This is a genomic window from Ignavibacteria bacterium (assembly GCA_017302895.1).
GTDB lineage: Bacteria > Bacteroidota > Ignavibacteria > Ignavibacteriales > Ignavibacteriaceae > UTCHB3.
In genome coordinates, this window is sequence record JAFLBV010000002.1 from 1038506 (window position 1) to 1064643 (window position 26138).

Annotated in this window: 21 protein-coding genes; 4 read left to right on the forward strand and 17 right to left on the reverse strand. The window is 42.7% G+C overall.

Going from position 1 to position 26138, the window contains the following annotated elements:
• The first annotated feature begins 92 nt into the window (after positions 1-92).
• Positions 93-626 carry a crossover junction endodeoxyribonuclease RuvC gene (gene ruvC, locus J0L60_11985; GenBank protein ID MBN8546840.1) on the forward strand — a complete coding sequence of 178 codons (534 nt, stop codon included), beginning with the start codon at positions 93-95 and terminating at the stop codon, positions 624-626.
• A complete protein-coding gene (gene ruvA, locus J0L60_11990) occupies positions 626-1210 on the forward strand; it encodes a Holliday junction branch migration protein RuvA (protein ID MBN8546841.1) in 585 nt (194 codons plus the stop codon). Before ruvC ends, ruvA begins: the two co-directional genes overlap by 1 nt.
• Here the strand turns inward: ruvA and J0L60_11995 are convergent, their stop codons facing one another.
• The 4 genes from J0L60_11995 to J0L60_12010 form a co-directional block, all read right to left on the reverse strand.
• The gene (locus J0L60_11995) at positions 1211-1867 is read right to left on the reverse strand and encodes a fumarylacetoacetate hydrolase family protein (GenBank protein MBN8546842.1); all 657 of its coding nucleotides are present in this window, start codon (positions 1865-1867) and stop codon (positions 1211-1213) included. It abuts the gene before it with no gap.
• Positions 1868-1875: 8 nt separating this feature from the next.
• The gene (locus J0L60_12000) at positions 1876-4305 is read right to left on the reverse strand and encodes a carboxypeptidase-like regulatory domain-containing protein (GenBank protein ID MBN8546843.1); all 2430 of its coding nucleotides are present in this window, start codon (positions 4303-4305) and stop codon (positions 1876-1878) included.
• A 6-nt stretch (positions 4306-4311) separates the two neighbouring features.
• Positions 4312-6357: an O-antigen ligase family protein gene (locus J0L60_12005; protein ID MBN8546844.1), complete on the reverse strand. Its 2046-nt coding sequence runs from the start codon at positions 6355-6357 to the stop codon at positions 4312-4314.
• A gap of 91 nt (positions 6358-6448) precedes the next feature.
• Positions 6449-8083 (reverse strand): alkaline phosphatase family protein, encoded by a 1635-nt coding sequence (locus J0L60_12010; GenBank protein MBN8546845.1) that lies wholly within the window; start codon positions 8081-8083, stop codon positions 6449-6451.
• A gap of 92 nt (positions 8084-8175) precedes the next feature.
• Here J0L60_12010 and J0L60_12015 point away from each other — a divergent pair, with 92 nt between their 5' ends.
• The gene (locus J0L60_12015) at positions 8176-8940 is read left to right on the forward strand and encodes an SDR family oxidoreductase (protein MBN8546846.1); all 765 of its coding nucleotides are present in this window, start codon (positions 8176-8178) and stop codon (positions 8938-8940) included.
• A gap of 674 nt (positions 8941-9614) precedes the next feature.
• A complete protein-coding gene (locus tag J0L60_12020) occupies positions 9615-10961 on the forward strand; it encodes a phosphomannomutase (protein MBN8546847.1) in 1347 nt (448 codons plus the stop codon).
• A gap of 58 nt (positions 10962-11019) precedes the next feature.
• Here the strand turns inward: J0L60_12020 and J0L60_12025 are convergent, their stop codons facing one another.
• From J0L60_12025 to J0L60_12085, 13 genes are all read right to left on the reverse strand, one after another.
• Positions 11020-13269: an FHA domain-containing protein gene (locus J0L60_12025; GenBank protein ID MBN8546848.1), complete on the reverse strand. Its 2250-nt coding sequence runs from the start codon at positions 13267-13269 to the stop codon at positions 11020-11022.
• The gene (locus J0L60_12030) at positions 13266-14168 is read right to left on the reverse strand and encodes a hypothetical protein (GenBank protein ID MBN8546849.1); all 903 of its coding nucleotides are present in this window, start codon (positions 14166-14168) and stop codon (positions 13266-13268) included. Before J0L60_12030 ends, J0L60_12025 begins: the two co-directional genes overlap by 4 nt.
• A 13-nt stretch (positions 14169-14181) precedes the next feature.
• Positions 14182-14904 carry a M48 family metallopeptidase gene (locus tag J0L60_12035; protein ID MBN8546850.1) on the reverse strand — a complete coding sequence of 241 codons (723 nt, stop codon included), beginning with the start codon at positions 14902-14904 and terminating at the stop codon, positions 14182-14184.
• A gap of 10 nt (positions 14905-14914) precedes the next feature.
• A complete protein-coding gene (locus J0L60_12040; protein MBN8546851.1) occupies positions 14915-15277 on the reverse strand; it encodes a hypothetical protein in 363 nt (120 codons plus the stop codon).
• Position 15278: 1 nt separating this feature from the next.
• Positions 15279-16952 carry an apolipoprotein N-acyltransferase gene (lnt, locus tag J0L60_12045; GenBank protein MBN8546852.1) on the reverse strand — a complete coding sequence of 558 codons (1674 nt, stop codon included), beginning with the start codon at positions 16950-16952 and terminating at the stop codon, positions 15279-15281.
• On the reverse strand, positions 16939-17433 hold the full coding sequence (locus J0L60_12050; protein ID MBN8546853.1) for a 2-C-methyl-D-erythritol 2,4-cyclodiphosphate synthase: 495 nt from the start codon (positions 17431-17433) through the stop codon (positions 16939-16941). Before J0L60_12050 ends, lnt begins: the two co-directional genes overlap by 14 nt.
• Positions 17434-17435: 2 nt before the next feature.
• Positions 17436-17708, reverse strand: a complete 273-nt coding sequence (locus J0L60_12055; protein ID MBN8546854.1) for an acylphosphatase — start codon at positions 17706-17708, stop codon at positions 17436-17438.
• The gene (locus tag J0L60_12060) at positions 17701-18627 is read right to left on the reverse strand and encodes a DMT family transporter (GenBank protein MBN8546855.1); all 927 of its coding nucleotides are present in this window, start codon (positions 18625-18627) and stop codon (positions 17701-17703) included. The genes J0L60_12055 and J0L60_12060 overlap by 8 nt, the downstream gene beginning before the upstream one ends.
• Before the next feature lie 8 nt (positions 18628-18635).
• Positions 18636-19544: a GTPase Era gene (gene era, locus J0L60_12065; protein ID MBN8546856.1), complete on the reverse strand. Its 909-nt coding sequence runs from the start codon at positions 19542-19544 to the stop codon at positions 18636-18638.
• A gap of 40 nt (positions 19545-19584) precedes the next feature.
• Positions 19585-20889 (reverse strand): NCS2 family permease, encoded by a 1305-nt coding sequence (locus J0L60_12070; GenBank protein ID MBN8546857.1) that lies wholly within the window; start codon positions 20887-20889, stop codon positions 19585-19587.
• Positions 20890-20926: 37 nt separating this feature from the next.
• Entirely contained in the window at positions 20927-21874 is a 948-nt protein-coding gene (locus tag J0L60_12075) for a hypothetical protein (protein ID MBN8546858.1), read from the reverse strand.
• Between the two features lie 70 nt (positions 21875-21944).
• Positions 21945-24818, reverse strand: a complete 2874-nt coding sequence (locus J0L60_12080; GenBank protein ID MBN8546859.1) for a serine hydrolase — start codon at positions 24816-24818, stop codon at positions 21945-21947.
• Between the two features lie 13 nt (positions 24819-24831).
• Positions 24832-26112, reverse strand: a complete 1281-nt coding sequence (locus tag J0L60_12085; protein ID MBN8546860.1) for an MFS transporter — start codon at positions 26110-26112, stop codon at positions 24832-24834.
• Positions 26113-26138: the final 26 nt, after the last annotated feature.

Consider the following 26138-nt stretch of genomic DNA (forward strand, 5'->3'; position numbering starts at 1 on the left):
GAAAATAATGACACCACAATTTGCAACAAACTAAAAGCAAAATCTGCTGACTGAATAAATTTGGATGGACTCTAAAAAGTGAGCTTAAATTCTTGATAATCCTCGGAATTGATCCCGGCACAGTGAAGTGCGGGTACGGCATAATATCAAAGGATGAAAACCGGAGAGAGTGTCTCGGCTACGGCATCATCAATGTTCCGTCAACACTAAAAATGCCCGATAAACTTGCATATATTTACAATGAGATTGATAATCTTATCAGGCAATACCGCCCCGCAGAGTGTGCCGTGGAAACAGCATTCTACGGGAAAAATATTCAATCGGCGCTAAAACTTGGATACGCGCGAGGAACAGCAATTATCGCCGCAGTTCGTGCCGGTCTGAAGATTTCGGAATTTTCCCCCAAAGAAGTGAAGAAATCGGTAACAGGAAAAGGTTCGGCTTCAAAGGAGCAGGTGGGATTTATGATTAAAACTCTCTTAAACCTTGGAACGGTGGATATCCCTCTTGATGCATCCGATGCTCTTGCCATCGCCCTTTGTGCTTCTTTTCAAGAGAGCGGACAGGCGACCAAACCCAAATCGTGGTCAGATTTTATTAAAAACAATCCGGATAAAGTTTTATAATGATAGGATACCTGAGCGGAAAATTACTGATTAAAAAACCGACCCAGCTTCTAATTGATGTGAACGGAGTCGGTTATGAAGTTGCAATTTCTCTCATGACTTTCGAGAGAATTGGTGACTCTGCCGAAGCTTCCCTCTTCATACATACGAATGTAAGTCAGGATGCAATTACTCTCTTCGGTTTTATTTCAGAGGATGAAAGAGAGATGTTTCGGCTGCTGATATCCGTCTCGGGTGTTGGGCCCAAAACAGCACTTGCACTTCTTTCAGGTATAAGAGTCGATGAACTCCGTTTTGCTATCGAAACAGGAGACACCCACAGAATTCACGCAGCTCCCGGAATCGGTAAGAAGACGGCAGACAGACTCGTCCTGGAATTGAAAGGAAAAGTGTCCTCGATCCAGTCCTCATCCACAACAATGTTCTCACAAAGAGGGGCGAGAGCCGAAGCCCTCACCGCATTAATAACTTTGGGTTTCAATCAAAAAACTGCCGAAAAGGTAGTCGGAGCGCTCTGCGATGAAAACCCGGCTGCAACAGTCGAAGAAGTCGTGAAACAGGCGCTGAAAAAACTGACAGGCTGATTATTTTACAGTAGCCTTGACTCTGGGAACACCTTCCACATAACCTTCAAGTACTGCGCCGGATGTTACCCTGCCGACACCTGCAGGAGTTCCGGTAAACACAAGATCACCTTTCTCGATGGTCATCATTTTGGAGATCTCAGAGACAATCTCTGCAGGTTTGAAAATCATCAGATTTAATGGTGCGTTCTGTCTTAATTCACCGTTCACATGGAGCACTATTTTTGCATCCAACGATAAATCAAGATCTTCCTTAAGAATAAACTCAGACACTATCGCCGCATTATCGAAACATTTGGCTTTCTCCCATGGATGCCCCTTCCCCTTTAAAATATTCTGCTGATCACGGAGAGTCATATCGAGTCCTGTCGCATACCCAATAATAGCCTCTTCCGCCTCTGCCGGGGAAACATTTTTGATATCCTTTCCAATAAGGAGCACCAGTTCAGTCTCATAATTCATATCATCAGAGTAGGGCGGAACTTCGATTTCCGCACCCGACCATGCGAGGTTCGATGAAGGCTTCATGAAAAAGAGGGGGAAATCAGGGACTTCATTTCCCAGCTCTTTTGCGTGTTCTTCATAATTTCTTCCAACACAAAGAACTTTGCCCGGGAAAAAACTACCTGCTTTTGTTTTAATTTCGATTGTTGACATGTTGTATCCTATAAAATAATTACTGAGTTGATACCAACCCTGAACGACCGTTCTTCGGTGTGATTCAGCCTGAAACCAAAATCGAACCTGACGGGAAAGAGTTGATGAAAAATTCCAAATCCAACCTCATACAATGGTGAGGTGAGTCTTTTAAAGTCTCCCGGCATAAGAGCAGCCGACTGACTGTTATACTCGATCATGCCCGCATTCAAAAATGCCGTAAACTGCAGATTAAGCTTCTTCAAGAATGATATTCCGATCAATCTGAGCGGCAAATCCGACAGATTTTGATCGATAAAAACCATCCAGCCTCTGTCTCCGATGTACTCACCGAGGTCAAGAGTCCGGAATGTCTGATTCTGTGCCGTTGCGTTTATGTTTCCTGGAAGCGAGTTTAACATCTGAACGGGAATTCCACCATCTGTTGTAAAAGCAGATGCCCGGAGGGTCATGGTAGTGTTAAGTGATGTCCGCAAAAACATCCTGCCCCAGACCGAGTAATTTTTATATTCCACACCTGATGAAAGGTCGCCCGGAGCATATTTTATCCCGACTCCCCCTGTGATATGGAAATTTCCCCAAAGCCGCCTTCTGTACATGCCATCTTCGATATATCTTCTGGAATCAAATCTTATTCCGGCAGAAAGTTCATTCAACCTCATCTCTGTTACAGGCAAATTAGGCCTGTAGAGTTTATCACCATTGAAGATTGACGCATTTGAGTTGACGATACCGGAATTATCGGTTCTGTTCAGGAATCCGACCTCAACATTTAATTCGGGCAGCACTTCACCCGAGTAGTCAAATTCGAATCCTTTTGAATAGTAATAATCGTTAAAATCGTACTTGGAGAGAAGTGTACTCAGGGAAGTGAAAATTTTTCCATAGTCGTTGTTACTCCTGAAAAGAGTGTTCACTTTGTTAAATGCGTCAAAGTTAAATCGATGAGTTCTGTAATCACCGAGGAGCCATGTGACATTCAATCTCTGTTTGAATTTTTCATCATTTATTCCATACGCCAGATTAAGTTCAGCCGTAAGTCTGCTGTCGTACAAATTTGCAGCCGTTGCTCTGAAATCTACCGTATGTCCCTCCACCGGATTAAAATGATACATCGCGAGCGGGGCACTAACAGAGAAATTATCATTCAACTGAAATTTTTCCGACAGGAGCGAGAAGTTATCCCAAAAACCTGTAGGCTGGTTCTGCAACGAATCTATTCTCCGATAGGCACTTATTTCCTCCTGAGTGTTCGGAATCCCTTGGTAGACACTCCAGAATGAGGAATCTTTTTTGTCGGCATCAGGAACGACAGTAATTAGAGCTTTATCAAACAGCTCATCACTCAGGGGCAAATTAATTTCATAATTGGTAAGTGAAGTATTCAGATCAAATCCGGCTTTCAGGAGACCAAGATAATTTACTTTTGCGTTGATCCTGTAATCGGACGGCATAAAAATCTGCTCTGAACCATATTCAAAATACTGTTGATAAAAGTTAAGTGTATCAAAAAAATTTGCGACAGTCCCCGTCCTGTTTGCTGTCAACTCCACTTTTATCAGGTCGAATGACTTGTCCAGAATGTAGAGATTCCCGATAAACCCGGGATCTGCGGGATCGTCGGGTTCGATATGTATCTTAAAGACATTTTTATGGTCGATGGAGAGTGTGTCTTTTATGTAATAATAGTAGTGTTTTGTGGCGTTGTCGGCAATGGGACCTATAAAATTATTGTTGCCAAAAAAGATAATCTGATCCTCATAGAAGTTGGCAATAAATCTGCCACCAGTCAGTATGTTTGCAAAAGGAGGGATATTGGCTGACTGCCTTCTCCCGAGAATTATCTCCTTGTAACTTGAAGGCGCCTTAAAATAGGATTCGGAAACATTTTCGATTATGCCACTGATCTTTAATGCAGAAGTGTCGGAGGCGGTTCCGAGAGACAATGCGGTGCCCGCACGATTGCCCGATACATTTATGTCCTCGGTTGTTTTTACCGAAACTTTCGTATACGCTGAGAATTTATAGCTCTTTAAAAATTCTTTTCGCTTGTTCTTCCTGTCTATTGCCTGCCTTATTATACCGAACGCAGGATTCTCGCCCGGAAAAACGGTTATTTCCTTTAGCTCAACAAGCGAACTCTCCAAAGCAAAATTGACATTCGAAAGATTACCAGTAGCCTCCACTTCTATCGTTTGGGTCAGGTAACCGACAAATGAAGCGGCAATTTTATACTTCCCTCTTTTTATAAGGAGTTCATAGATTCCATCTTTGTTAGAGGTTGCACCCTCCTTTGATCCCAATACTCTGATCGTTGCGAAAGAGAGCGGATCACCGGTCTTTGCGTCAACTATTGTTCCTTTAATCGAAACCGACTGAGGAAAAATATACGATACCAATCCAAGGAATAAAAAAATATAAAATCCGGTTCTGATCATCTGTTTCTACTTTTGTTCATCATTTTTTATTAAAATCTGTTTTACGGTAAACACAAGTCCCGTCGAAAACCACATCATGGTAATAATCTCATGGTCACCAAAGTTGAACTCGGTTAAACCTGCCCCAATGAATGCGGCGATACACGCAAGACTTCCCATCACTACAGCCCTCTCAAATGTTTTTGAAGAGGTCATATGGAAAACCCGGAAACCCGTCCTTATAATCATATAGAACAAAATTAAAATGGAAATTATTCCAAATCCGCCCAGCGTTGCCAGAATATGGAAAAAGTTGTTGTGAAGGTGTCCCTTTATCTCTTTTTCGTGCGGTCTGTTATATTGTTTGAAAATTTTGGCGAGGTCGATATCTCCTACACCAAAGAAAGGGTGATCGAGGAAAATCTCCCAGCCGATTCTCCACATCGAAAGCCGGTTCCTGTTTGATTCACCCGTCAAATCAAAGAAGCTTAAAATTCTGCTCTTTTTGATATCGGTCATGCAGATATATTTTTCGGAAGCGGTCAGTGAGAAGGGATAAAATCCTGCCGCTGAAATTTTACGAAGATAGACTGATGTGTCGCCTGAGACAGATAGATTATACAAATTCCTGTCGTTCCCAACCAGATAAATTGAATCAGTGCCTGAAGCAACAGTCGAGTAGGCTATTCCTCGACAATCAGTGTTCGGCGGCAGATATTTAAACTTCCCTGTCTGCGGATCACCCCAATAAAACCCTTTATTAAAATAATAAAGTGGTTTCCCCTTTATAAAACCGAGGAAATTTGTGCCCGACGGAATTTTTTTATCGTATGCTACAGTATCAACAGGCATACCGTTGCTGTCCAATCTAATGGTAGTGTGGATATAATCGGAATAGATGATGTTGATATAATTTGTATCCGTTACCATGCTAATCCCTCTTGCGAACTGTGGAAACCGCAGAGGTTTGCCGATATCCGCGGTAGACCTGAAAACCGAAATCCCACTGTCGCTGTCGACTGTATAGAGCATCCCTTTATTCACTGCCAATCTGCCGAGATAACCGGGAGAAATGAACTCCTTTTTTATTACGAAACCGGAATCCTTTTTACCCAGCAAAAGGATGCGATAATCACTCAAAAATGCGGCATAATCATCCCCCCATTTCACAATCTCATAAACAGGACCGGGTGTCTCAAGATGCGAAACGAGAGAATCCTTTTTGTAGATTTTTAACCCGTCAACATGATCCGATACAACAAGTTCATCCCCGATTGGCTGTACTTTGTAGGCAAACCCTGTTGTGCTAAATTCCGTTATTTTCTTCCCTTCAAGATCAAAAATATAGACTTTCGATTCATTTTTGGCGAAATATATCATAACAATAAAGACTGCGAGACTCAGGGCAATTATGATGTAGTTACGGTTGAGAATCAGCATAACCAGTAATCCGAGGCCCAGACCGATCCACGCCGTTCTCTTAAAAGTGGCAAGAAGTGAAGCAAATGAGATCAGGGAAAGAATCAGCCAGCCGGCTTTCCATTTTAATCTTTTTTCATTTAAAAACAATGAAAACAAAAAGAGCGCGGTGAATGAGGTCAGCTCACCCGTGGTGATCGGGTGCAAAAGTACACTGGGCCCCTCAGAGGTATATTTATATAGATCCCTGATAAAATACTCGATCGAAAATCCGATATACAATAAATCGGACCCCAAGGCAAAAACAAGATAGGTATAGAAAAATATCCTCAATTGCCTGAGATCGCTGATCCCCGAGGCAATGGTGTAGATTATGGGTAAAAGAATCACTCTCTTAAATCCAAACTCCAGAGCCTGCGCCTTATTCTCAGTAAAGATGAGAGACATTATTTCAGCAGCAACAAACAAAAGAAGCCAGGGTTCAAGACCTGTTCGCTTAAAAAGTATTTTTTCTCCCCTAAAATATGCCACTGAAAGGAGAACCAATGCAATGTAGTATCCCAACTGATTGAAGAAGAGGGCATTCGTCAGCGTTCCTGCAAACATCAGAAGAGAGAAAAAGGCTGTCTTTTTAAGTGTTGAGTTTAGCGGCATCAAAAAAATTAAAGGGTTAAATAAAAGAAAACCTGAATGCAAAATCTTTGGCATTCAGGTTTCAAAATTACTTTAATAATTGCAATTTGGGTTACTTTTTAAAGACTCCTTCAATCACATTTCCAAAACTGCCGTTGGGGGCCATTATTCTAAGGAAGTTTGTAACTGTCGGAGCCACATCGGTGATCTCGACATATCCTCTGTGTTCCCCTTTGTTAACATTCATTCCGTAAAAAATGAGTGGAACATGGTTGTCATATTCATAGGGCGCTCCGTGCGATGTTCCCTTGTTGTCGTGGTGAACCCATCCGGGGTTGAAGACAATCCAGGCATCACCGCCTCTTTTTTTGTTATACCCGAAAAACATTCTCTTTCTGAGTGGATCGTTTGAATTTGTGCCATTTTCCAACCCTGTCACCGGAAAAACATCCCTTATCTCGGGGAATTTCATAAGCTCGGGAGTGATGATTTTTGTCAACTCTTCAACAGTCGTTTTGTATTTTGTAACAACTTTGTAATCAAAGTAAACCTGGAAATTTTTAATATCCAGAATAAATTTTGTCTCGGGATCGGGATTAAACCTTGAAGCAAGTACTTTTTCAGCAGCTTTTTGGTACGCAGAAAGGTCGATCAATCCGCAGTCAATGTGATTCTGTCTGACATAACCCGGTACTTCAGCTCCTCCATGGTCCGCAGTCAGAAAAACCAGATAATCCCCTTTCGGGAACTGTTTTTTCAGGAATTCCAAAAACTCCTTAATCTCTTTATCAAGTTTCACATAACAGTCAGCAGTCTCAATCGCCTGGGGACCGTAACGGTGTCCGATGTAATCGGGTGAAGAAAAACTAAGTGTAAGGATGTCAGTGTACTCACCCGATCCCAGTTTTTCACCTTTTATTGCCTCAATTGCAAACTCCTTTGTGAGGGTGCTTCCGTGGGGAGTCCCCTCTGCTGCGCTGAAATTTCCGAGTTTTATCGTTATTGCCGGAATATCATGAGGAAATACAGGTTTTTCCTCTCCCGGAAACAAACCTTCAAACGGGGTGTCATCTTCAGAACACATTGTGTACCTCGAGAGCGGGTAAGTCGTCTCCCATTTGCTTTTCAAAAGTGTTTCGGGTCGTCTCTTTGCATTGAAATCAGCTACCCACTTCGGCACCTCTTTCAAATAATATGTACTGGTTATCCAGTTACCAAGTATCTCATCAAACCAGTAAGCTGCATTGGCTGACTGCCCGGCAGGAAGGATGGAACTACGCTCTTTGATCGCTATTCCAATTGTCTTTGATTTGAACGAATTCGAAATCCTCATTTCATCAGCTATTGTATTCACAAGAAGTCGCCTGGGTGAATATTTTCCCTGTTCAGGCGTACCACCAACTGCAGTCTCATTGTTATCTTCTGCACAATAGACCGACTTCCCCGTCTCCCTCTCATACCAGTAATTGCCTATTATTCCGTGCATCCATGGCGTAGTGCCTGTAAAAATTGACGCATGACCCGGTCCGGTGTAGGTCGGCATATAATTGTAATGTGTATTTGTGCAACTGTATCCGTTTTTAACGAGTTCTTTGAATCCTCCCTCGCCAAACAGATCCCAGAACCGGTATAAATAATCGTACCTCATCTGGTCGATCACTATCCCGACTACAAGTTTTGGTCTTTCTGATTGCTGCGCATTTACTGACAAAACCAAAACCAAAATAAATAAAGCTAATTTTTTCATCTCATTCCGTATGTTTTATTTACCAAAATTGGTAAATACCATTTAAAATTAATATTTTATACCAAAACTAATTAAATTTTATGGCAAAAACTATGAAAAAATGGAGCCTTAAAGGCAAAAACGCGTTTATTACCGGTGGCAGCAAGGGAATCGGGCTTGCAGTCGTCGAGGAGTTCCTTACTCTGGGTGCAAATGTTTTCACAGTCGCCCGTAATGATGAAGATCTGAATGCTCTCAAAGAAGAACTAAAAACAGACAAACTTGAGACAATGGTCTGCGATATTTCCATCAAGGAAGACAGAACGAAGGTAATTAAATACCTCGGGAAAAAACTGGATTCATTGGACATCCTGGTTAATAATGCGGGTTCCAACATCCGGAAAAAAGTTCATGAGTATTCCGACGAAGAAATTAAATATCTTTTTGAACTCAATTATTTCAGTTGCGTCGATTTCTGCAGAGGTCTTTTCCCGTTGTTCAGACTTTCGAAGTCGGCTTCCATTATCAACATCACCTCGGTTGCATCTGTTTTCGATGATTCCACAGGATTTCCTTACGCTTCTTCAAAATCCGCTGTAAATCAGTTTACCAAATCCCTTGCTTCTGAATGGGGAAAACACAAAATCAGAGTGAATGCAGTGCTCCCCTGGTTTATTAAAACCCCGCTAACTGAAGGCTACCTGGCGAATGAAGAGAATTACAAAAAAATCATTGAACGAACTCCCCTGAACAGGGTCGGAAATGCTGATGAAGTCGCATCTTTGGTTGCCTTCCTGTCGATGGATATTTCATCATATATCACCGGACAGACAATCTTTGTGGACGGTGGTGTTAGCGGAAGTATGTTCGGGAAGTAGTGGTTGATGAATAGCAAAAGCTAAAAAAAGAGGCTGCCTGATATCCCAATATATCTCGACAGCCTCAAACATTTAGATAAAGTGGTCTGTGGCGTAAACCGGATGGATCATACATTCATCCTCTTCCGTCCCGTAACAATGGCTGCATTTTTCTACCGTAAACACAAACTTGTCTTCCTTTTCCGATGCACCAATGAAATTAAGAACGGCTTTGCAGCTTGAGCATTGAACTATATGATACCTCTGAGATCTGCCCGAACACTCCGGACACAAATAACCAAGTTCTTCGTCGTGTAAGCCCGGCTCCAGTACGAAGAAGCTTCCACATTTCACATTATTACATTTAGCAAAATGTTTAGCATTTGTAGCTCTTTTCGCGATAGCTCCTCCATTTATTTTCAAGTCTCAACTTAACTGATTTGCCTCACATAAAAATATATAAAAATTTATACCTGTATATCGATTTTGTGCTTGCAAGTATTAATTTGTTCAATTAGAGGTGCAGGAGACAAATTTTGGTCTCATTTCTGATCTCAGAATAAATGAACCACTTTTAATAAAACTCTGAATTTAATTTACCGATTCGAAGACCTCAACGGGCAGATAAATTCAACAAGTATGATTATTTTAAACGATTAAATTTTTTAATTATTTTCAAGATACCCGGAGATTCAATGTCGAAAATAGCATGTTTTAAAGCTTATGATATCAGAGGAGTGGTTCCTTCTGAATTGAATGTTGAACTGGCATACAATATTGCCAGAGGATATAAAAAATTTACCGGCTGCAAGTCGGTTGTGATCGGGCGGGATATAAGAAAATCGTCTGAAGAACTGAGCACAGCATTAGTAAACGGGTTTCTCGATTCAGGCGTGAATGTTATCGATATCGGTTTGTGTGGCACTGAAATGGTGTATTTCGGAACATCGTATCTGAATGCCGATGGCGGTATTATGATTACAGCTTCTCACAATCCCCCTGAATATAACGGTATGAAATTTGTCCGTGAAAGATCAATCCCAATCAGCTACGATTCCGGTCTAAACACAATCGAGGAGATTATCGGGAACGGTGGTTTCGACCCTCTCCCTGCAACAAAAGGCAATTACTCCCAAAAGGACATCGCTGAAGAATTTGTCATACATCTCGGCAGTTTCTTTGATGTGAATAAAGTTAAAAAAATGAAAGTTGTGGTTAATGCCGGTAATGGTTGTGTCGGACCGATGCTGGACAGGCTTGAGAAAATTCTCCCAATTGAAATGATAAAACTCTTCAATGACCCAAATCCTGATTTTCCAAATGGTGTTCCTAACCCAATGATTGAAGAAAATCGCAAACCAACCATTGATGCAATCATTTCAAACAAAGCTGACCTCGGCGTTGCATGGGACGGTGACTACGACCGTTGCTTCTTCTTCGATGAGTCCGGTGAATTTATTGAAGGATATTACATCGTCGGAATGCTCGCAAAATCGATATTGAAAATGAATCCCGGTGAGAAGATTATCCATGACCCAAGACTTGTGTGGAATACTGTCGAAGTCTGCAAAGAGGCCGGTGGCGAAGCTGTTCAGTCAAAAAGCGGACACGCCTTCATCAAAGAGAAAATGAGAGAAGTAAACGCAATTTACGGCGGTGAAATGTCGGCTCACCACTACTTCCGTGATAACGCCTATTCCGATTCCGGGCTGATCCCGTTCCTGTTAGTTATCCAGTTGATGTCGGAAGAGGGAAAATCGCTGTCTCAACTCGTAAATGAAATGATCGAAAAATATCCCTGCTCAGGTGAAATCAATTCCAAGATAGCTGATGCTGCCGGAAAGCTTGAAGAGATAAAGGCTAAGTACAGCGATGGTATTTTCGATTATACCGATGGAGTAAGCGTTGACTATGGCTCATGGAGATTCAACCTCAGAATGTCAAACACCGAGCCGATCATCAGACTAAATGTGGAAACAGTCGGCGATATCCCCCTGATGAAACAAAAAACAGATGAACTGCTGGCAATAATCAGAGGATAGGATAATCACACATTATATTTTTACAAAATCCCCTAAAGCTTCTACTTTCGGGGATTTTTCATTTCTTTTTGTCGAGGCTTTTCAACATCCAAACCAGTCCGCCCAGAAACAGAAACAACATAGTCGTCATTATTCCGTAAGCGACAACTGAACCATCGGAGTTGAAACCAATTATACCAACACCGTCACTGAACGAATTGGAGAGGGATAATTCGTATGCCCATCTGCTGAGCCAGATTCCTGAGAATCCCTGAATCCAGCCGGCCATTTCTTTGTAAACTTGAACAAGCCCGGCAAAGATTACCATTGGAATCAATACAAGCGGAAGTACCGTGAGAGCAAATGCTTCTGTTCGGGACACGGCAGAGATAAGCAGTCCAAGAATCGTCGCAATTATTGAGGTATAAAAAAGGATCAGAAAAAGACCAACCTGATTGGAATAATCAAATTTCATACTGGTGATTCCCACCAGACAAAAAATTTGATAAAGTGAGAACAAAAGCAGTACCGCCATCTTCGATGACAGATATGCCGGTATGGAAAGATTCACCATCCGTTCCCGCTTGTATATACTTCGCTCGTTCACAATCTCGCGAACTGCATTGGAGCATCCGAGCCAGATTGTTGATATAACCAGAATAAAGATCGCCTTCACTTCCGCGCCATCGCCTGAAAAAAGCATGTTAATAAGCAAGGCGATCACCGGCGCGATGAATAGCATTAGACCCAGTCTTTCATAATCCCGGATTGTAACTGTAAAATACCTTGAGACAAGGGTGGTGAACTGATTAAAGAAATCGGTGTTCAACGAAGGGGATTTCATCGACGAATATGATTTAGAAGATGCATCGTTATTCGAAAAATTCTGGAAATATTTCGATTTTCTGTACGCGGCTTTCCACTCTTCGGGAGTTTTTTTCTTCAAGGCATCAAAGATGTAAACGGGATCATCCACACCAAAATAGCTGCATGCCTCGTCGGCGGGACCGTAATAAGCAAGTTTTCCCTCCTGAGCCAACACTATGACATGGGTAAGGAATTTAAAATTAGTGACAGAGATATTGTGCGTTGTGAGGAGTACTGTCTGCCCGTTGTCGGCACTTTTTCTCAGAATCTGCATAACCTCCCTGTCAGAGAGAGGGTCCAAACCGCTCGTAGGCTCATCCAAAACGAGAAATCCGGGGTCAGTCATCAATTCCTGCCCGAGGTTTACTCTTTTTCTCTGCCCGCCGCTAGCCCCTTTTTTCTCGGGTGAGCCGATTGTAACATCCTCTTTCCCTTTCAGATTAAGTTTTTTAAGGACATCGTATGCCTTGTCAGAAATGTCGCCGGAGTCGAGCTTGTGTCCCAACCGCAGTCTTCCTGTATATTCAAGAGATTCGATAATCTTCAACTCCCGGTGAAGTATGTCATCCTGCGGTACATATCCAAACTGTCCTTTGAAAAGGTCGGGGTAGGCAATTATCGATTCACCGTTGATCTTCACATCACCACTGTAGGGCCGGTTTATCCCGCAAAGAAGGTACATAAGTGTCGTTTTACCTGCACCCGAATCCCCAATAAGTCCGACAAACTGCCCAGGAGCGATGTTTAAACTGATGTCATCGATGAGTTTTCTTTCTCCACCATAATAAACAAGATGATGTGCGGAAATGGCGGTTTCGCCGAGCGAGACTCTTGAACCTGAAACAATCGACTCAAGCGAAAGAGGGATGCCGCCAACTGTAAGTGTATCTGAGGCGTTGACAGGAGATTTTTGGATTTTCTGACCGTTCAGAAATGTGCCATTGCTGCTGCCAAGATCTTCAACGAACCAGGAATCACCCTCCTGATAAAGCCGGCAATGCCTTCTGCTCACCTTGATATTATCGATCACTCTGTCACAGTCGGGATTTCGACCAATGAAATATTCCTTTTTACCGCTGTTACCCAAGGCCGATTTTGCTGGTGGAATATAACCACCCGAATTGACGAAATTTTGCCAGTCCAGTATATGTGATTTCCCAAGTGTTACAACATCCCCCTTTTGAAGTGTCGCCGTACTAACTCTTTTTCCGTTGATATAGATTCCGTTTGTCGAATTTTTATCCCTGATGGTACAGGTTCCACCGTTGATCTCCAGTTCACAATGGAAATTTGAAATTCCCGATCCCTCCAGCTTAAGGGTGTTCTGAGGATTCCTGCCAATCGTAATTAATTTTGACCCGCTTGATGGCATTGAACCTCCTGCCTGCATGGGAGCGCCGCAATCTGCACAGAATTTTGCCTGATCGTTGTTGTTGCCGCGACATTTTGGACATTGTTTCATGGTTTTAGAATCTCCTTAAGATCAAATTTCCCGTTATAATTTAAGGGAATGGTAGCTACCTGATCAAATATTTTAATCTTTAATTTTCCTTTTACGGTGTACGCAACTCTACCTGCAGAAGTAAAAAGCCCGAATAGGGTTGATGGACCCGATGACAGCAGGTCACCGATATAGCAGGATGCGTTGATAATTCCTGTGGCATTTTTTTTCAGTTTCCCGACCACCAGTGATTCATCAAGTGAAATTTTCCCGGCGGGCTTGTTACCGAGCAGTACCATTCCGCTGTCGATTCCCGATATTTCAAAATCCACATTGTAGGGATTATTTACCTGAACGGTTAAATCAAATTTAATTGAATCACCTTCCAGGGAAATGTCGCTTATTTTTTTAATCGAAACAATGGAATCGTTTACGGGGGAACCGGTAGATTTGAAGAGGGAATCTTTGATGTTTAGAGGGACGGGAATGTCAAAATCGACAGGGAGGGAAAAGAAAGAGAGTCCGGCTACCGCATAACCGCTCACACTCAGGCGGGCCGGGTCACCGGTGCCGTCAAACAGTTTTAATGCCTGGTTGATATTCAGGGTAAGATTTACCCTCATATCTGCAACCGAATCTCCCGGAAGCACCACCTTCTGATCCACGATGATATTTCCGATTTTTTTCGACAGATCAACAAGGTCAGCCCGCAGCTTTTCGAGAGTGATATCGAAGAACACCTTGTTTCTGATACCAATTGTTATTTCCGCCTTAAGTGTCGAGTCCTCAATCGAAATCACCCGGAAGGAACGAAAACCGGCATACTCAGGTTTGCCAAATGTCAGCAATGCAAAGACACCACCGGCAATTAATAATAAAACCACACCACCTGTTATCAGGAAAATCTTTTTCCTGCTCATAGCTGCTCCCTTTTTATTGCATGTTTTCTATTCGCTTTGCTCTTTCTAATGACAATGGATGCGATGCGACAAAATCGTTCACCGGGTCTCTGTCGGTTTCCTTGAAGTGCTCCGCGAGTCGTTTAAAGAATGCTATGGCTCCAAACTTTTTGTAACCCGCTTTTTTGAGAAGTGTTACTCCATATTCATCGGCTTCATATTCATCATATTTGCTGAAAGGAACATCATAAACCGATTTCATAGCATCCACGAGCATTGCAAGATTTACATCGAACTTACCGGCGAGATAGGTCAGTTTTATTTTATTGATGCAATGTTTCTTCTCGATATGTCCGAGTTCATGGGCTATCACAAAAGCAAGCTCATCCTCACTCTTTACGAAATTCAGAATTCCGGTGTTCAGGTAGATTCTGCCACCGGCAATAGCAAAGGCATTAACTTCTTTGTCATTCACAATTTTGTAATTGTAATTTATCCCTTTTCTGTCGACAAACTTCATGATTTTTTTGAATACTTTGTCGACATCCCATCTCTTTGTAGATCCGGCAGTAAGGTTTTTATCGATGTCGGCAGCGAGTCCGGCACCAATATCATTTTCTTCGGAATCACTGATATCCACAATGTTCAGAGTAATTTTTGTGAGGTCATTTATCGTTCCTGTGATCTCATCAAAAATACTCCCCTGTGAAAAAGCGATACCCGACCCCATAATAAGGAGAAATAATAACTTTCTCATTTGACTTCCCCTATTTCAACAGATTAAAAAATCCGGAAGTGTTGCCTGTGTTTAGTGTACACTCCCACTTTGACTCTTTCTTTTCAAATTTCAGAGTACCGGGTATATCCTTTTGTATCCCGACTATCGGAACCGGTTTGTTAAGGTCAAACTTGAATTCAACTTCAAATTCTGTTTTTTGGTCGTTTGTGTACCCCTCCTTGATTTCACGGAAGTTGATCGCGTCATATTCCTGTCCTAGCAGACCTTTCACAGAATTCCGGACTTTCTCATATTCTTCTTTGTAGAGTGAATTTGAAGGAACATCCTTGCATCCCGAAAGTGTAAGAATCATTAGAACCGGGAGAAAAAATTTCACGAATCTGGTTTTCATACTAACCTCGTTTTTCTGTTTTATTCTTTTTCTCAATAATTACCTGATATATCCAAAGAAGGACTGCAATTACTGACAATAAAATCGTTAGATACGGCACAACAAATGCACTGTTCATAAACAAAGTGCTTCTCTTTAACAGCGGAACATCTACCGTGATCACAGCAGTCTCATACATTCTTGTCGCAGTTTGCGAAGTGCCCGACTGATCAATCAAACAGGAAATGCCGCCGTTTGCAGCCCGAACGAATGCCCTGTGATTTTCAAGTGCACGGAGAGTTGAAAATTCTTTATGCTGATATGGACCGGATGTGTTGCCGTACCAACTGTCATTTGTGACAACCGCAAAGAATTCGGCCCCCTTCAGAGAAAACTCGGTCACAAAATTAGGAAAAACCGATTCAAAACAAACAAGAGCGCCAAATTTCACCTCCCGCTTGCCGGTCGATGTCTTTACATTAGCAGAAAACACCATCGATTCCTGACCCACATTCCAACTGCTAAGTCCAACTCCCCATTGCAAAACATTTCCCAAAAACGGGAGCTGATCAATATAAGGGGTTCGCTCCCCGAAAGGAACGAGCTTTACCTTTCCATACTGTTGGACGGTTCGGTCACCCGGGGCAAACAGCAGAACTGAATTATAAGTCGCATATTTTATGTCGCTCCCCTTGTAAGATTTCACATCAGGGGGGAGCTTCTCACCGGGTTGGAACATTTTAATGTGTGGCATACCGGTGAGAATATACACTTTGTTACGGTCGGCATAACTGTAAATTCTCTGCACCTGGGCGTCATATTGTCCGTTCATCAAATAGACTGGTAATGCCGTTTCGGGCCAGATGATAATTTGAGCACCCTCTTTAACCGCCTTGTCTGAAAGAGTAAAATATTTATTCAGAATATCGTCAAGATTGCCACCTGCCCACTTTTCGTAGGGATCAAGATTTGGCTGTACAAGTCCGGTTCTAAGAGTTTCCTGCGCCGGCTGATCATCACGGGTGATGATTCCGTAAAAGAGGGGAACGAGGATGAGGACATTCAAAATCCTGAGCGCCATTCTGTCGGTTTTCTTTTCGGTACGCCACTTTTCCCATATCCTGAAGAGGAAGATATTTATATAAAGAAGTAGCATCGTAACCCCGAGGGCTCCGATGATATCACTTATTTTGTAGAAAACCGGAAAATTTGCCATGGAATTCGACAGGGTAATCCAAGGAAAATTAAGGTCGATATTCATGTAAAAATATTCGTAGAATGCCCAAAACGGGGGAAGAAACCAGATTGCCTTCTCCTTCCCGATAAATTTCGACCGTGACAGGGCATAGTAGAGAGAGGTCGGTATGATGAAGAAAATCGGATTGGCAAAAAGCATCAGTCCCCCTCCGATCATCAGAAATGGATCTTTGCCTACCGTGTAAGCCCCGACCCAATAGAGGGAAACCAGTCCAGTGACAAAGCCAAAAAGATATGCCGCCCTGTTTAAATCAATCAGTTTCTCCCGTCTTGTCACGACATATAGAAGAGGAACAAGTGCAATGAATGCAGTAATGGGAAATGGAAACGGAGGATAGGCAAACCCCATCAAAACACCCGATAGAACGATCATAAACCGTTCGGAGCGGAGTTTTTGCTTCTCTTCGGGAGTTCGCGGGATCCGTTTAAACAGGTTCATTACCTGCCTCTGTCTTCTCCAGCAACACGACAGCATATGCCACAGCACCATCTCCCCTCCCGACAAAACCCATCTGTTCTGAAGTGGTGGCTTTGATCGAGATGTCATCCGGGCTACATTCAAGGATATCCGATATCATCTCTTTCATGGCAGGTATATACTTCGCAATCTTTGGTCTCTCAAGCACAACAACAGAGTCACAATTAACCAGTCTGTAACCCCTCTCCTTAATCAGGCTGTACGAATGCTTCAAAAGAAGTTTGCTATCGATATCTTTGAACACAATACATGTATCCGGGAAGTGCTTCCCGATATCCCCAAGTGCAAGCGCACCCAAAAGGGCATCCATGATTGCGTGTAATAACACATCCGCATCAGAGTGTCCGAGCAGACCAATTTCAGAAGGTATTTCTACTCCTCCGAGAGTCAGTTTCCTACCCTCCACAAGCTGATGGACATCATATCCGTTTCCAATTCTAATTTTCAATGTCTAATCTCAAATTTAGTAAATTCATTAATTGCTTTTTCTTTAAAGACTGTCACAGATTTTACACTCGATCTTGAGGGACCTTCTTTTGCTTTCTGATACAGTGCCTCAATCTGCCATTCCTCTCCCTCTGCCACTATCTCGACATCACCAGACCACAGATTTCTCACGAATCCGGTCACACCAATATCCACGGCTTCGCGGCGAATAAAATATCGAAAACCGACTCCCTGGACAAATCCCTTCACAACCATGATCGCCCTAACCATCCACAACCTCGTCTTTCTTGAAAACTTCTGTAAACAAAAGCCCAAAAAAGATTATTCCTGCTCCAATCAAGCCCAGTTTCGTGAACTGCTCACCGAGCAACAAAAATGCGATGACCGCAGCGAATATCGGCTCAAACGCATAAATAATCGCTGCCTTCACGGGTGGCACTTCCTTCTGATATTTTGTCATCATCGTAATGTTAAACAATGTAGCAAATAGCGTTGTGTAAATCAATGCCAGAACTACATCTGAATCCAACGAAAATTTTATTACCTCCACCCCTGTAAAATGGAAAACAGGCATAAGCAGAATGGAAACCACTGCTGTGAATGCAAGTTGTGAAAAGGTTGTGTAGAGATAATTATTCCTCTTCGTAACAACATCCAAATACACTATATAAATCCCGAATGACATAGCACAAAGAAGAGTAAGGAAATCACCAAAATTAAATGTACTGCCGAGTTCAGTCAACACACTGATCACATCACCGTCACCGCTTGAGAGAAAGATGATCCCGACTGCCACAATCCCGATTCCGATGGAATTCACGAGTGACGGCGGCCTCCTCTCGATTATTGTTTGAGCAAGAGGTGTAAATATCACAAATGTGCCTGTAATAAATGCCGACTTTGAAGCCGTTGTATATTGCAGACCCACCGTCTGAAGAATGAACCCGAGAAAAAACCAGAATCCAATCCAAAAACCGTCAAGAAGTTTCCCCCTGTCAAGTCCCTTCAAGTGTTTATAAACAAAAGGAAGAAACACAAGGGACGCAAATCCAAATCGGAGCGAAACAAATACAAACGGTGAGACATGATCGAGTGCATTTTTAATAAGAGAAAATGTCCCGCCCCATATCACAGTAAGCAGAAGAAGAATAAGTTCTGCCTTAAACTCTCGAATTCTTGAACTGTTCATCCGCCGGGTCAATCCCCGTCATCAGTTGAGTATCCGAAATACTTCAGATATCTGTCGTCACTCCGCCAGTTTGATCTTACTTTCACACGGATATCGAGATACACCTCCCTGTCGAGGAATGATTCAATGCCGGCTCGCGACTTTTCACCAAGTTTTTTGATCATCGAACCTTTTTTCCCGATAATAATTCCTGCCTGAGAATCCCTCTCGACATAAATCATTGCGGCGATAAAATCCTTTCGTCCCTCCCGTTCCTTGAACTCCTCAATCACCACTTCACAACTGTAGGGAATCTCCTTCTCATACAATTCAAAGATGTTTTCCCTTATAATCTCGGAAACAAAAAACCGTTCGTTTTCATCTGAGAGGTCGTCCTCGGGATAATATTTCGGATGCTCGGGAAGGTGCTCAATAAAAAACTCTTTGATCATCTGAAGATTGACACTTGCCAAGGCAGAAATCGGCACCACTTTGTCGAATTTCTTTGTCCCCTCGAAATATTCGATGCTTTCGATGGTTTTTTTCTCATCGATGTCTATTTTATTTACGCATGCGATTTTGGGGACATTCACTTTTTTTACGAGTTTAAATATCTGACCAATCGCAGAATCCTCCTCCTCGAGAGGTGGGGCCTGAGCATCATGGAGCCATACAATTATGTCCGCATCCTGAAGGGAAATATTCACATAATCCATCATTTTTTCCTGCAATTTATACCTCGGCTCAAGAATACCGGGAGTATCAAGAAAAATGATTTGGTAGTTTTCCTCTGAAAGAATACCAAGAACTCTTTTGCGTGTTGTCTGGGGTTTTGAAGTGGTGATTGAGATTTTCTCACCGAGTAAAGCATTCATAAGGGTACTCTTACCCGCATTTGGTGCTCCCAGAATCGTAACATATCCCGCTTTCGTTGTCATGACATCTTCCTTTCTGTAATTTGCCTGAAGCTGATCACTCTTAGTATGGGTAAATTATGAACAGTATCAAAGAGATAATGCCCAGTGCCCACATACCTGTTGATATTTCGGAACTCCGTTTTGCTGCAAGCTTAAAAATGATGTAAACAATGAATCCGCCTGTCATCCCTATGCCGATATTATAACTGAATGCCATCAGAACAATGGTAACAAATACGGGTACCGCTTCACTAAAATCTGTAAAATTGAGATGTGTAACCATGCCAATCATCAGCAGACCCACAACCATCAATGCCGGTGCATAAGCATAAGCCGGAATCGCCGCCACAAATGGTGAAATAAAGAGCGTCAATAAAAATAAAAACGATGTAACCACCGCAGTAAGGCCCGTTCTTCCCCCGGCTTCAATTCCGGTTGCCGAGTCGATGTAAGCTCCCGCTGTTGTGGTTCCGAGAATACCGGCGAGCGTGGTTGCAATCGCATCACTTAGCATAGGTCTTTCCACTTGCGGCAGTTCACCCTTCTCATCAAGTAATTTACCCACCATCGAAAGTGCCATCAGGGTTCCAATCGTATCTACAATATCCATAACAACGATTGTAAGAATTATCGATGCAAAACTCCATTGAAGTGCCCCTATCAGATCAAACTGCCATACTATAGGCGAAATATCAGGGGGCATGCTGACCCATTTCTTTGGAAGTTCCGCCAGTCCTGTAACGAACCCCAAAAATGTAATCGCAAGGATACCAAGAAGTATCGCACCCTTCACCTTCTTCATCATCAGAAGAGCAATGACAATAAACCCAAGAATTGCCAGATAGACCTCCGGGTTGTTCAGGTGGCCGATTCTTACAGGAGGACCACCCGCACTCTCAATTATTCCCGATTTGATCAGTCCGATAAATGTCAGGAAAAAGCCGATTCCCACAGTACAGGCAAGTTTGAGTGAAGTTGGTATCGATTTTGCCAGCCAGCCTCTTAAACCGGTAACGGTAAGAACAATCAGGATAATTCCGCTGATTAATATTGCACCTATCGCGGTTTGCCAGGTGTGCCCCATGATTTTCACAACAGTATATGCGATAAAAGCATTCATACCCATGTATGGAGCAATTGCAAAGGGCCTTTTTGCATAAACACCCATCAAAAAAGTGCCTAAAAAAGCAACAAGAATCGTCGCGACCATTGTCGGTTCCTCAGGAATTCCTGCAACAGCCAGCACCTTCGGATTAACGATAATGATATAGGAAATGGTAAAAAATGTTGTGATACCGGCCAATATTTCGGTTTTTATCGAGGAGCCGTGTTTTTCAATTTCAAAGAACGATAAAAGGAATTTCATTTACTCTATTTTTTCAATCAGTTATTGGGAAATGGCATTATTCTGAGAAAAATTTCCCGATCACCTCGGTTGTTTCTTCATCACTTAAAAGGAGAATTCTTGAGATCTCTCTAGCTTTTGCTTTAATTTTTTCTCTGTCTGTCAGCCCGGCAGACAAATGTTCGAGATATTTTACAAGTACAAATTTCCCGGCAATTTCACAAAGATTCATCACAAGAACCTCATCAAGTTTCATCTTGCTCCCCAGTTCCATAATAAAATCCGCTTCCCGCCTGTCCAGCTCCCTGTCGGTAAGGGCTATTGCCCATGCGAACAAAATCACAGCCTTTTTGAATTCGAAGCGGGTTTGTTCTTCGCACTCTTCGAGGGTTATCTCATGCGGCACTCTTATGTCATTCAAATCACGGGGGACAGGGAAAATGAAGTCAAAAAGGAAAAGTTTTTCGATTTCCCTTAAAGTTTCGTCCGCTCCGGCAACCATCAACAGAACTCTGGAAAGGAATTTCTTCTCTGAATCTACCAGTGGTTTTCCCTCATGCAGGATTTTCTCGAACCCGTACTTCTTCAAGTCCTGCGGTATCCGGTTCGCCGTCCACGATTGTGACTCTTCGTCCCATCTGAAATGGGAACTAATGGAAGTGAAAGCGAGAACTATTCCATTATTAATGGCATCTTCAGAGGGTTGACTCACTCGATTATGGAGAATAGCCTTTGCATCGAAAAACTTTTCATCATCATAAATTCTGCTTCCAAACCTGCCATTTATGATTTTCTGAAATATACGGGACATCGAGTGCCGTACATTGTTTAGTGCGCTCTCTTCACTTCCTCTAAAAACAGGTTCATTAATAGTGGTGGGAATATGGGACATGGCTGCAAACTTCTGTCCCGTGGAAGCACATTGAAAAATGCAAAGAATTAAGTCGCCATCGAGTGTGTAACTCTGAAGGAGGGGTTTTACATTGGTAATATTTGCCTGTTGCAAAGATTGTTCTCCAATAATTCAAAATCGTTTAAGCAAATATTTGAAAAAATATCGGGAAAATCAATTAAATCTACATCAGAAGTGTGGCTAATGCCTCATGAAGTCTGATTCTGAAGTTTTTTATTCCCTCTTTTTTCCTTGTCGGATAGACCCTGTTTGTAAAAAGGATGACAGCAAATTTTTTCCGGTAATCAGCCCAAATGGATGTGCCGGTAAAACCTGTATGTCCGAATGAGTTCTCAGCAAACGATTTTCCCCCTACACCGGCATGTTTGAAGTTGGTATCCCATCCGAGTGCTCTTGATGAATTGTTGCTTTGACGGGTAATAAATTGAGTGATTGTCTCCTGTTTCAGATATCTAACACCGTCAAAAACTCCTCCGGAGAGAAACATTATCATAAATTTTCTGATGTCTTCAACGGTCGAAAAGAGGCCGGCATGCCCGGTCATTCCACCAAGTGCAAAACAGTTCTCATCGTGCACCGATCCTTGTATCAACCTGTTTCGCCAGAAATCATCTATTTCTGTCGGTACGCAATATGGAATGTCGACCTGCTCGGGATTATATTTTGTGCTCAACATCCCTATCGGGCTCCACAATATCTCCCTCATAAATTGATCGAGATTCTTTCCCGCAACTTTCTCGATCAGTCTCCCAAGCACAATCATTCCAAGATCAGAATAAACAGTCTTTGTACCTGTCTTATAATCCAGATTCAGTTCGCAAATTTCATTAAATATTTCGTCGGGACCCTTCCCCGACCTGAAAAACTTACCCGAAGCAGGCAGACCGGAAGTATGGGTAAGAATGGTTTTTATCGTAACTTTTTTTTTATTTACAAATTCTGGAATATATTTTTCAACGGGATCATCGAGTGATATTTTCCCCTCCTCGAGCAGTTTCATCACTGCAAAAGTGGTAGCTGTCACTTTTGTCAGGGATGCGATATCATACATCGAATTTGTTTTTACAGAAAAGGAGGCCGGGTCATAGGTGAATCTTCCATATGAATTTTCATAAAACAATTTCCCATCCTTAATTATGGAAATTGCCGCTCCGGGAAAGATGGAATCCTTTATTCCGCCGTTTACCAGCTCATCAATTCTCTTGTACTTGTCAGAAAGTCCCTGGGTTCTCCCCTGTTCTTTCAACAGGTCGATTCCACTCCCTCTTTTAAATTCGGTGCCTGGAATTGAAACCGGCAGTCTGCCCGAGATATTGTTTTCGCCAAAAACAGCCACTGCCAGTGCCTTCTCACCCGAAATCTCAGCTCCATAGTTTGTCACAAATACATCAACCTGGGGGAAATTCAACAGAATGTAGGGATGACAATGCGCCAACAGTATTACTTTTTTCCCTTTTTTAAGGAGATCCTGCACAACTTTTACTGTCGATTTCTCCATGTTAATCTTCCCCGTCGCATTCCGGATCTGAAGATAAACAGAAACTATTACCTCTTTGGTATCGGCAAGTTTCTCCGAGAGAATTTCAAGATCAGTATCGTCGGGTTTTAGCGGTAATTCCCAGGTATCAATATTTTTATTTCTCGAATTCAACTCTCTGAGAAATGATTTATAATTAGGGAAATCACGACCGTCTTTTATCACAAGATGGAAATATTTTTTCTTTTTGTCCAACGGGAAAATACCCGGACTTGACTTCAACAGTGTAATTGACCTGATTGCAAGGTCCATAGCAATTTCATCCACCTCCCGTTCGGCATCAAGTTTCGATACTTCTGAAATCGAAGCGGGCTTGCTGTCGAAAAGTCCGGTCCATCTTTTCGCCTGCAACACTTTTCTGACAGACAAGTCAATTCTGGATTCCTTGATCTCTCCCCTCCTGACGGCTGCAACTATGGCAATGAATGCTTCCTTGGAATCAAGTGATGCCATAATTACATCCATTCCCGCCTTTATCGTCCTTACTGCGGCCTCTCCCGGTTTGTGATACTTGGAGACAGCCTTCATGCTCATCGCATCAGTATTTGCGATACCTTTGAAGCCAAGCTGCTCCCTGAGCAACTTAGTTACAATGTTGTAGGAGAGTGTTGCAGGTGTATCCGGTGTATTTTGTGATTCCACACCAAGATGCCCAACCATGACGCTGTAAGCCCCTTTTTCGATGCATTTTCTGAAAGGAAAAAGTTCGATGGAGCGAAACTGTTCATCAGTCCCTCTTATTACTGCGAGATCTGTGTGAGAATCGGTGGAAGTGTTGCCATGTCCGGGGAAGTGTTTTAAAGATGAAAGTACACCCCCTGCATGAAGACCCTTCATCATCATTATGCTAAGCTCAGCCACCTGTTCAGGGTCCTCACCAAACGAACGGACATTAATGATCGGATTTGAGATATTGTTGTTGATATCTGCAACAGGACTGAGATTCCAGTTGACGCCGAGAATTTTTGAATCACGGGCAATCCTCTTCCCCATTTCATAAACAAGGAGAGGTGAGTTTGCTGCTGCCAGTGCCATGTTGAAAGGATACGATTTTGCACCGGGAATTCGCATTGCCACTCCCCTTTCAAAATCTTCGGCAAAGAGTAAAGGAATTTTGGAATACTGCTGTAATTCCCTTATCAATTGAGCTGTTTTCATCATACTCGAACCGAAAAGGACAAAGCCACCCGGTTTATAGCTCTCGAAGTGCTTGTTTTCGAGATACTCCTTTGTCATTCTGCCCGGTTGAACTGCAGGAAACAGTAACTGCCCGACTTTCTCCTCCAGGGTCATCCTGGTAAGGATTGAATCAATAAAGGGGTCAGGCTCTGTCGAGAATATTTCATCGGGATCGGGTGTCTCTTCCAGTTTGCTGTAGATATCATCCGCTGCCACGGTTATTTCAGGATCTTTTACATCAACCTCTTTTTTGCCACAACCTGTGATCGAAAGAAAAAGGAGCAAAACAAGCGTCGCCAGCCTGATCAATTTATTGTCCATTGTCCGGGGCGGGTTATTTTTTCCCATAATCTGCATCAAGCGGAATCAGCCAGGTTGCAAAGAGACTTGGGATTGCCGTCAGTAACACAATCATGAAAAAGTTGGAATAGCCCACCGTCTCCTCCAGCCAGCCGGACCACATTCCCGGAATCATCATACCCAATGCCATAAAACCGGTGCATACAGCGTAGGAGGAAGTTTTATACTTGTTGTCGGAAACATACATCATATAGACCATGTAGGCTGCAAAGCCAAAACCGTAACCAAACTGCTCGACAACTACCGCCACTCCGATGATCAAAATATCGTGAGGAGGTGTCGCTGCCAGATACCAGAAAGCAAGAATCGGGAGGTGCATTGCAACGAGCATGGGCCAAATCCACCTCTTAAGTCCATGTTTCGATATCGCTATACCACCAAGAATACCACCGATGGTGAGGGCGATTATACCGGCAGTTCCATACACAACCGCGAACTGCTCGTTACTCAATCCCATTCCACTTTTCGAAACAGGGTCTTTCAGAAACGGAGCAACCATTTTCACAAGTTGAGCTTCAGGCAGACGATAAACAAGAAGGAAGAAGAGTATCAAACCAATTTTCTTCTGTTTGAAAAATCCGGAGAATGCCAGAAAAAATTCTTTAAGTTTATTTTTCCCTTCCTCGATTCTCGGTGAATCATCAGCGGGATAAGGAAGCATAAATTTGTGGTAAACAAAGAACAGAAGGAAAAGTCCGGCTGCAATTCCGAAAACTATCATCCATGCAGGTTCAGCTTCACCTTTGAAATAATTTTTGGTGAAATAACCGGCAAAGAACACCAGAACGCCATTTCCGAATAGAGTGGCAGCCCTGTAAAAGGTGCTTCTGATTCCGACAAAAAACGACTGTTTGTCCTTGTCCAATGCCAGCAAATAAAAACCATCTGCGGCAATATCGTGAGTTGCCGATGCAAGTGCCATCAGGGAAAGAAAAATCATCGAGGGCCAGAAGAAATCCTCAATCGGTAGCGTAAGTGTGAAAGCCACTCCGACAAACCCGGCAGCAAGCAATCCCTGCATCGCAACCGTCCACAACCTCTTCGTTTTTACGATATCAACAATGGGACTCCAGAGTGGTTTGATAACCCACGGAAGATAAAGCCAGCTTGTAAACAGTGCTATATCAGTATTTGAGACCCCTAAATCCTTGTACATTACGACCGAAACTGTCATCACAATCACATATGGGATGCCCTCTGCAAAATAGAGAGTGGGTATCCATGACCAGGGGTGCCTGTGTTCTTTTTTACGCATATTATTATTATTCCGGGTTTATATAA

What these genes read in the sequence shown, in the direction of transcription:
- ruvA (MBN8546841.1), top strand. Translation starts at nt 626, where the DNA reads ATGATAGGATACCTGAGCGGAAAATTACTGATTAAAAAACCGACCCAG.
- J0L60_11995 (MBN8546842.1), bottom strand. Translation starts at nt 1,867, where the DNA reads ATGTCAACAATCGAAATTAAAACAAAAGCAGGTAGTTTTTTCCCGGGC.
- J0L60_12000 (MBN8546843.1), bottom strand. Translation starts at nt 4,305, where the DNA reads ATGATCAGAACCGGATTTTATATTTTTTTATTCCTTGGATTGGTATCG.
- J0L60_12005 (MBN8546844.1), bottom strand. Translation starts at nt 6,357, where the DNA reads ATGCCGCTAAACTCAACACTTAAAAAGACAGCCTTTTTCTCTCTTCTG.
- J0L60_12010 (MBN8546845.1), bottom strand. Translation starts at nt 8,083, where the DNA reads ATGAAAAAATTAGCTTTATTTATTTTGGTTTTGGTTTTGTCAGTAAAT.
- J0L60_12015 (MBN8546846.1), top strand. Translation starts at nt 8,176, where the DNA reads ATGAAAAAATGGAGCCTTAAAGGCAAAAACGCGTTTATTACCGGTGGC.
- J0L60_12020 (MBN8546847.1), top strand. Translation starts at nt 9,615, where the DNA reads ATGTCGAAAATAGCATGTTTTAAAGCTTATGATATCAGAGGAGTGGTT.
- J0L60_12025 (MBN8546848.1), bottom strand. Translation starts at nt 13,269, where the DNA reads ATGAAACAATGTCCAAAATGTCGCGGCAACAACAACGATCAGGCAAAA.
- J0L60_12030 (MBN8546849.1), bottom strand. Translation starts at nt 14,168, where the DNA reads ATGAGCAGGAAAAAGATTTTCCTGATAACAGGTGGTGTGGTTTTATTA.
- J0L60_12035 (MBN8546850.1), bottom strand. Translation starts at nt 14,904, where the DNA reads ATGAGAAAGTTATTATTTCTCCTTATTATGGGGTCGGGTATCGCTTTT.
- J0L60_12040 (MBN8546851.1), bottom strand. Translation starts at nt 15,277, where the DNA reads ATGAAAACCAGATTCGTGAAATTTTTTCTCCCGGTTCTAATGATTCTT.
- lnt (MBN8546852.1), bottom strand. Translation starts at nt 16,952, where the DNA reads ATGAACCTGTTTAAACGGATCCCGCGAACTCCCGAAGAGAAGCAAAAA.
- J0L60_12055 (MBN8546854.1), bottom strand. Translation starts at nt 17,708, where the DNA reads ATGGTTAGGGCGATCATGGTTGTGAAGGGATTTGTCCAGGGAGTCGGT.
- J0L60_12060 (MBN8546855.1), bottom strand. Translation starts at nt 18,627, where the DNA reads ATGAACAGTTCAAGAATTCGAGAGTTTAAGGCAGAACTTATTCTTCTT.
- era (MBN8546856.1), bottom strand. Translation starts at nt 19,544, where the DNA reads ATGACAACGAAAGCGGGATATGTTACGATTCTGGGAGCACCAAATGCG.
- J0L60_12070 (MBN8546857.1), bottom strand. Translation starts at nt 20,889, where the DNA reads ATGAAATTCCTTTTATCGTTCTTTGAAATTGAAAAACACGGCTCCTCG.
- J0L60_12080 (MBN8546859.1), bottom strand. Translation starts at nt 24,818, where the DNA reads ATGGACAATAAATTGATCAGGCTGGCGACGCTTGTTTTGCTCCTTTTT.
- J0L60_12085 (MBN8546860.1), bottom strand. Translation starts at nt 26,112, where the DNA reads ATGCGTAAAAAAGAACACAGGCACCCCTGGTCATGGATACCCACTCTC.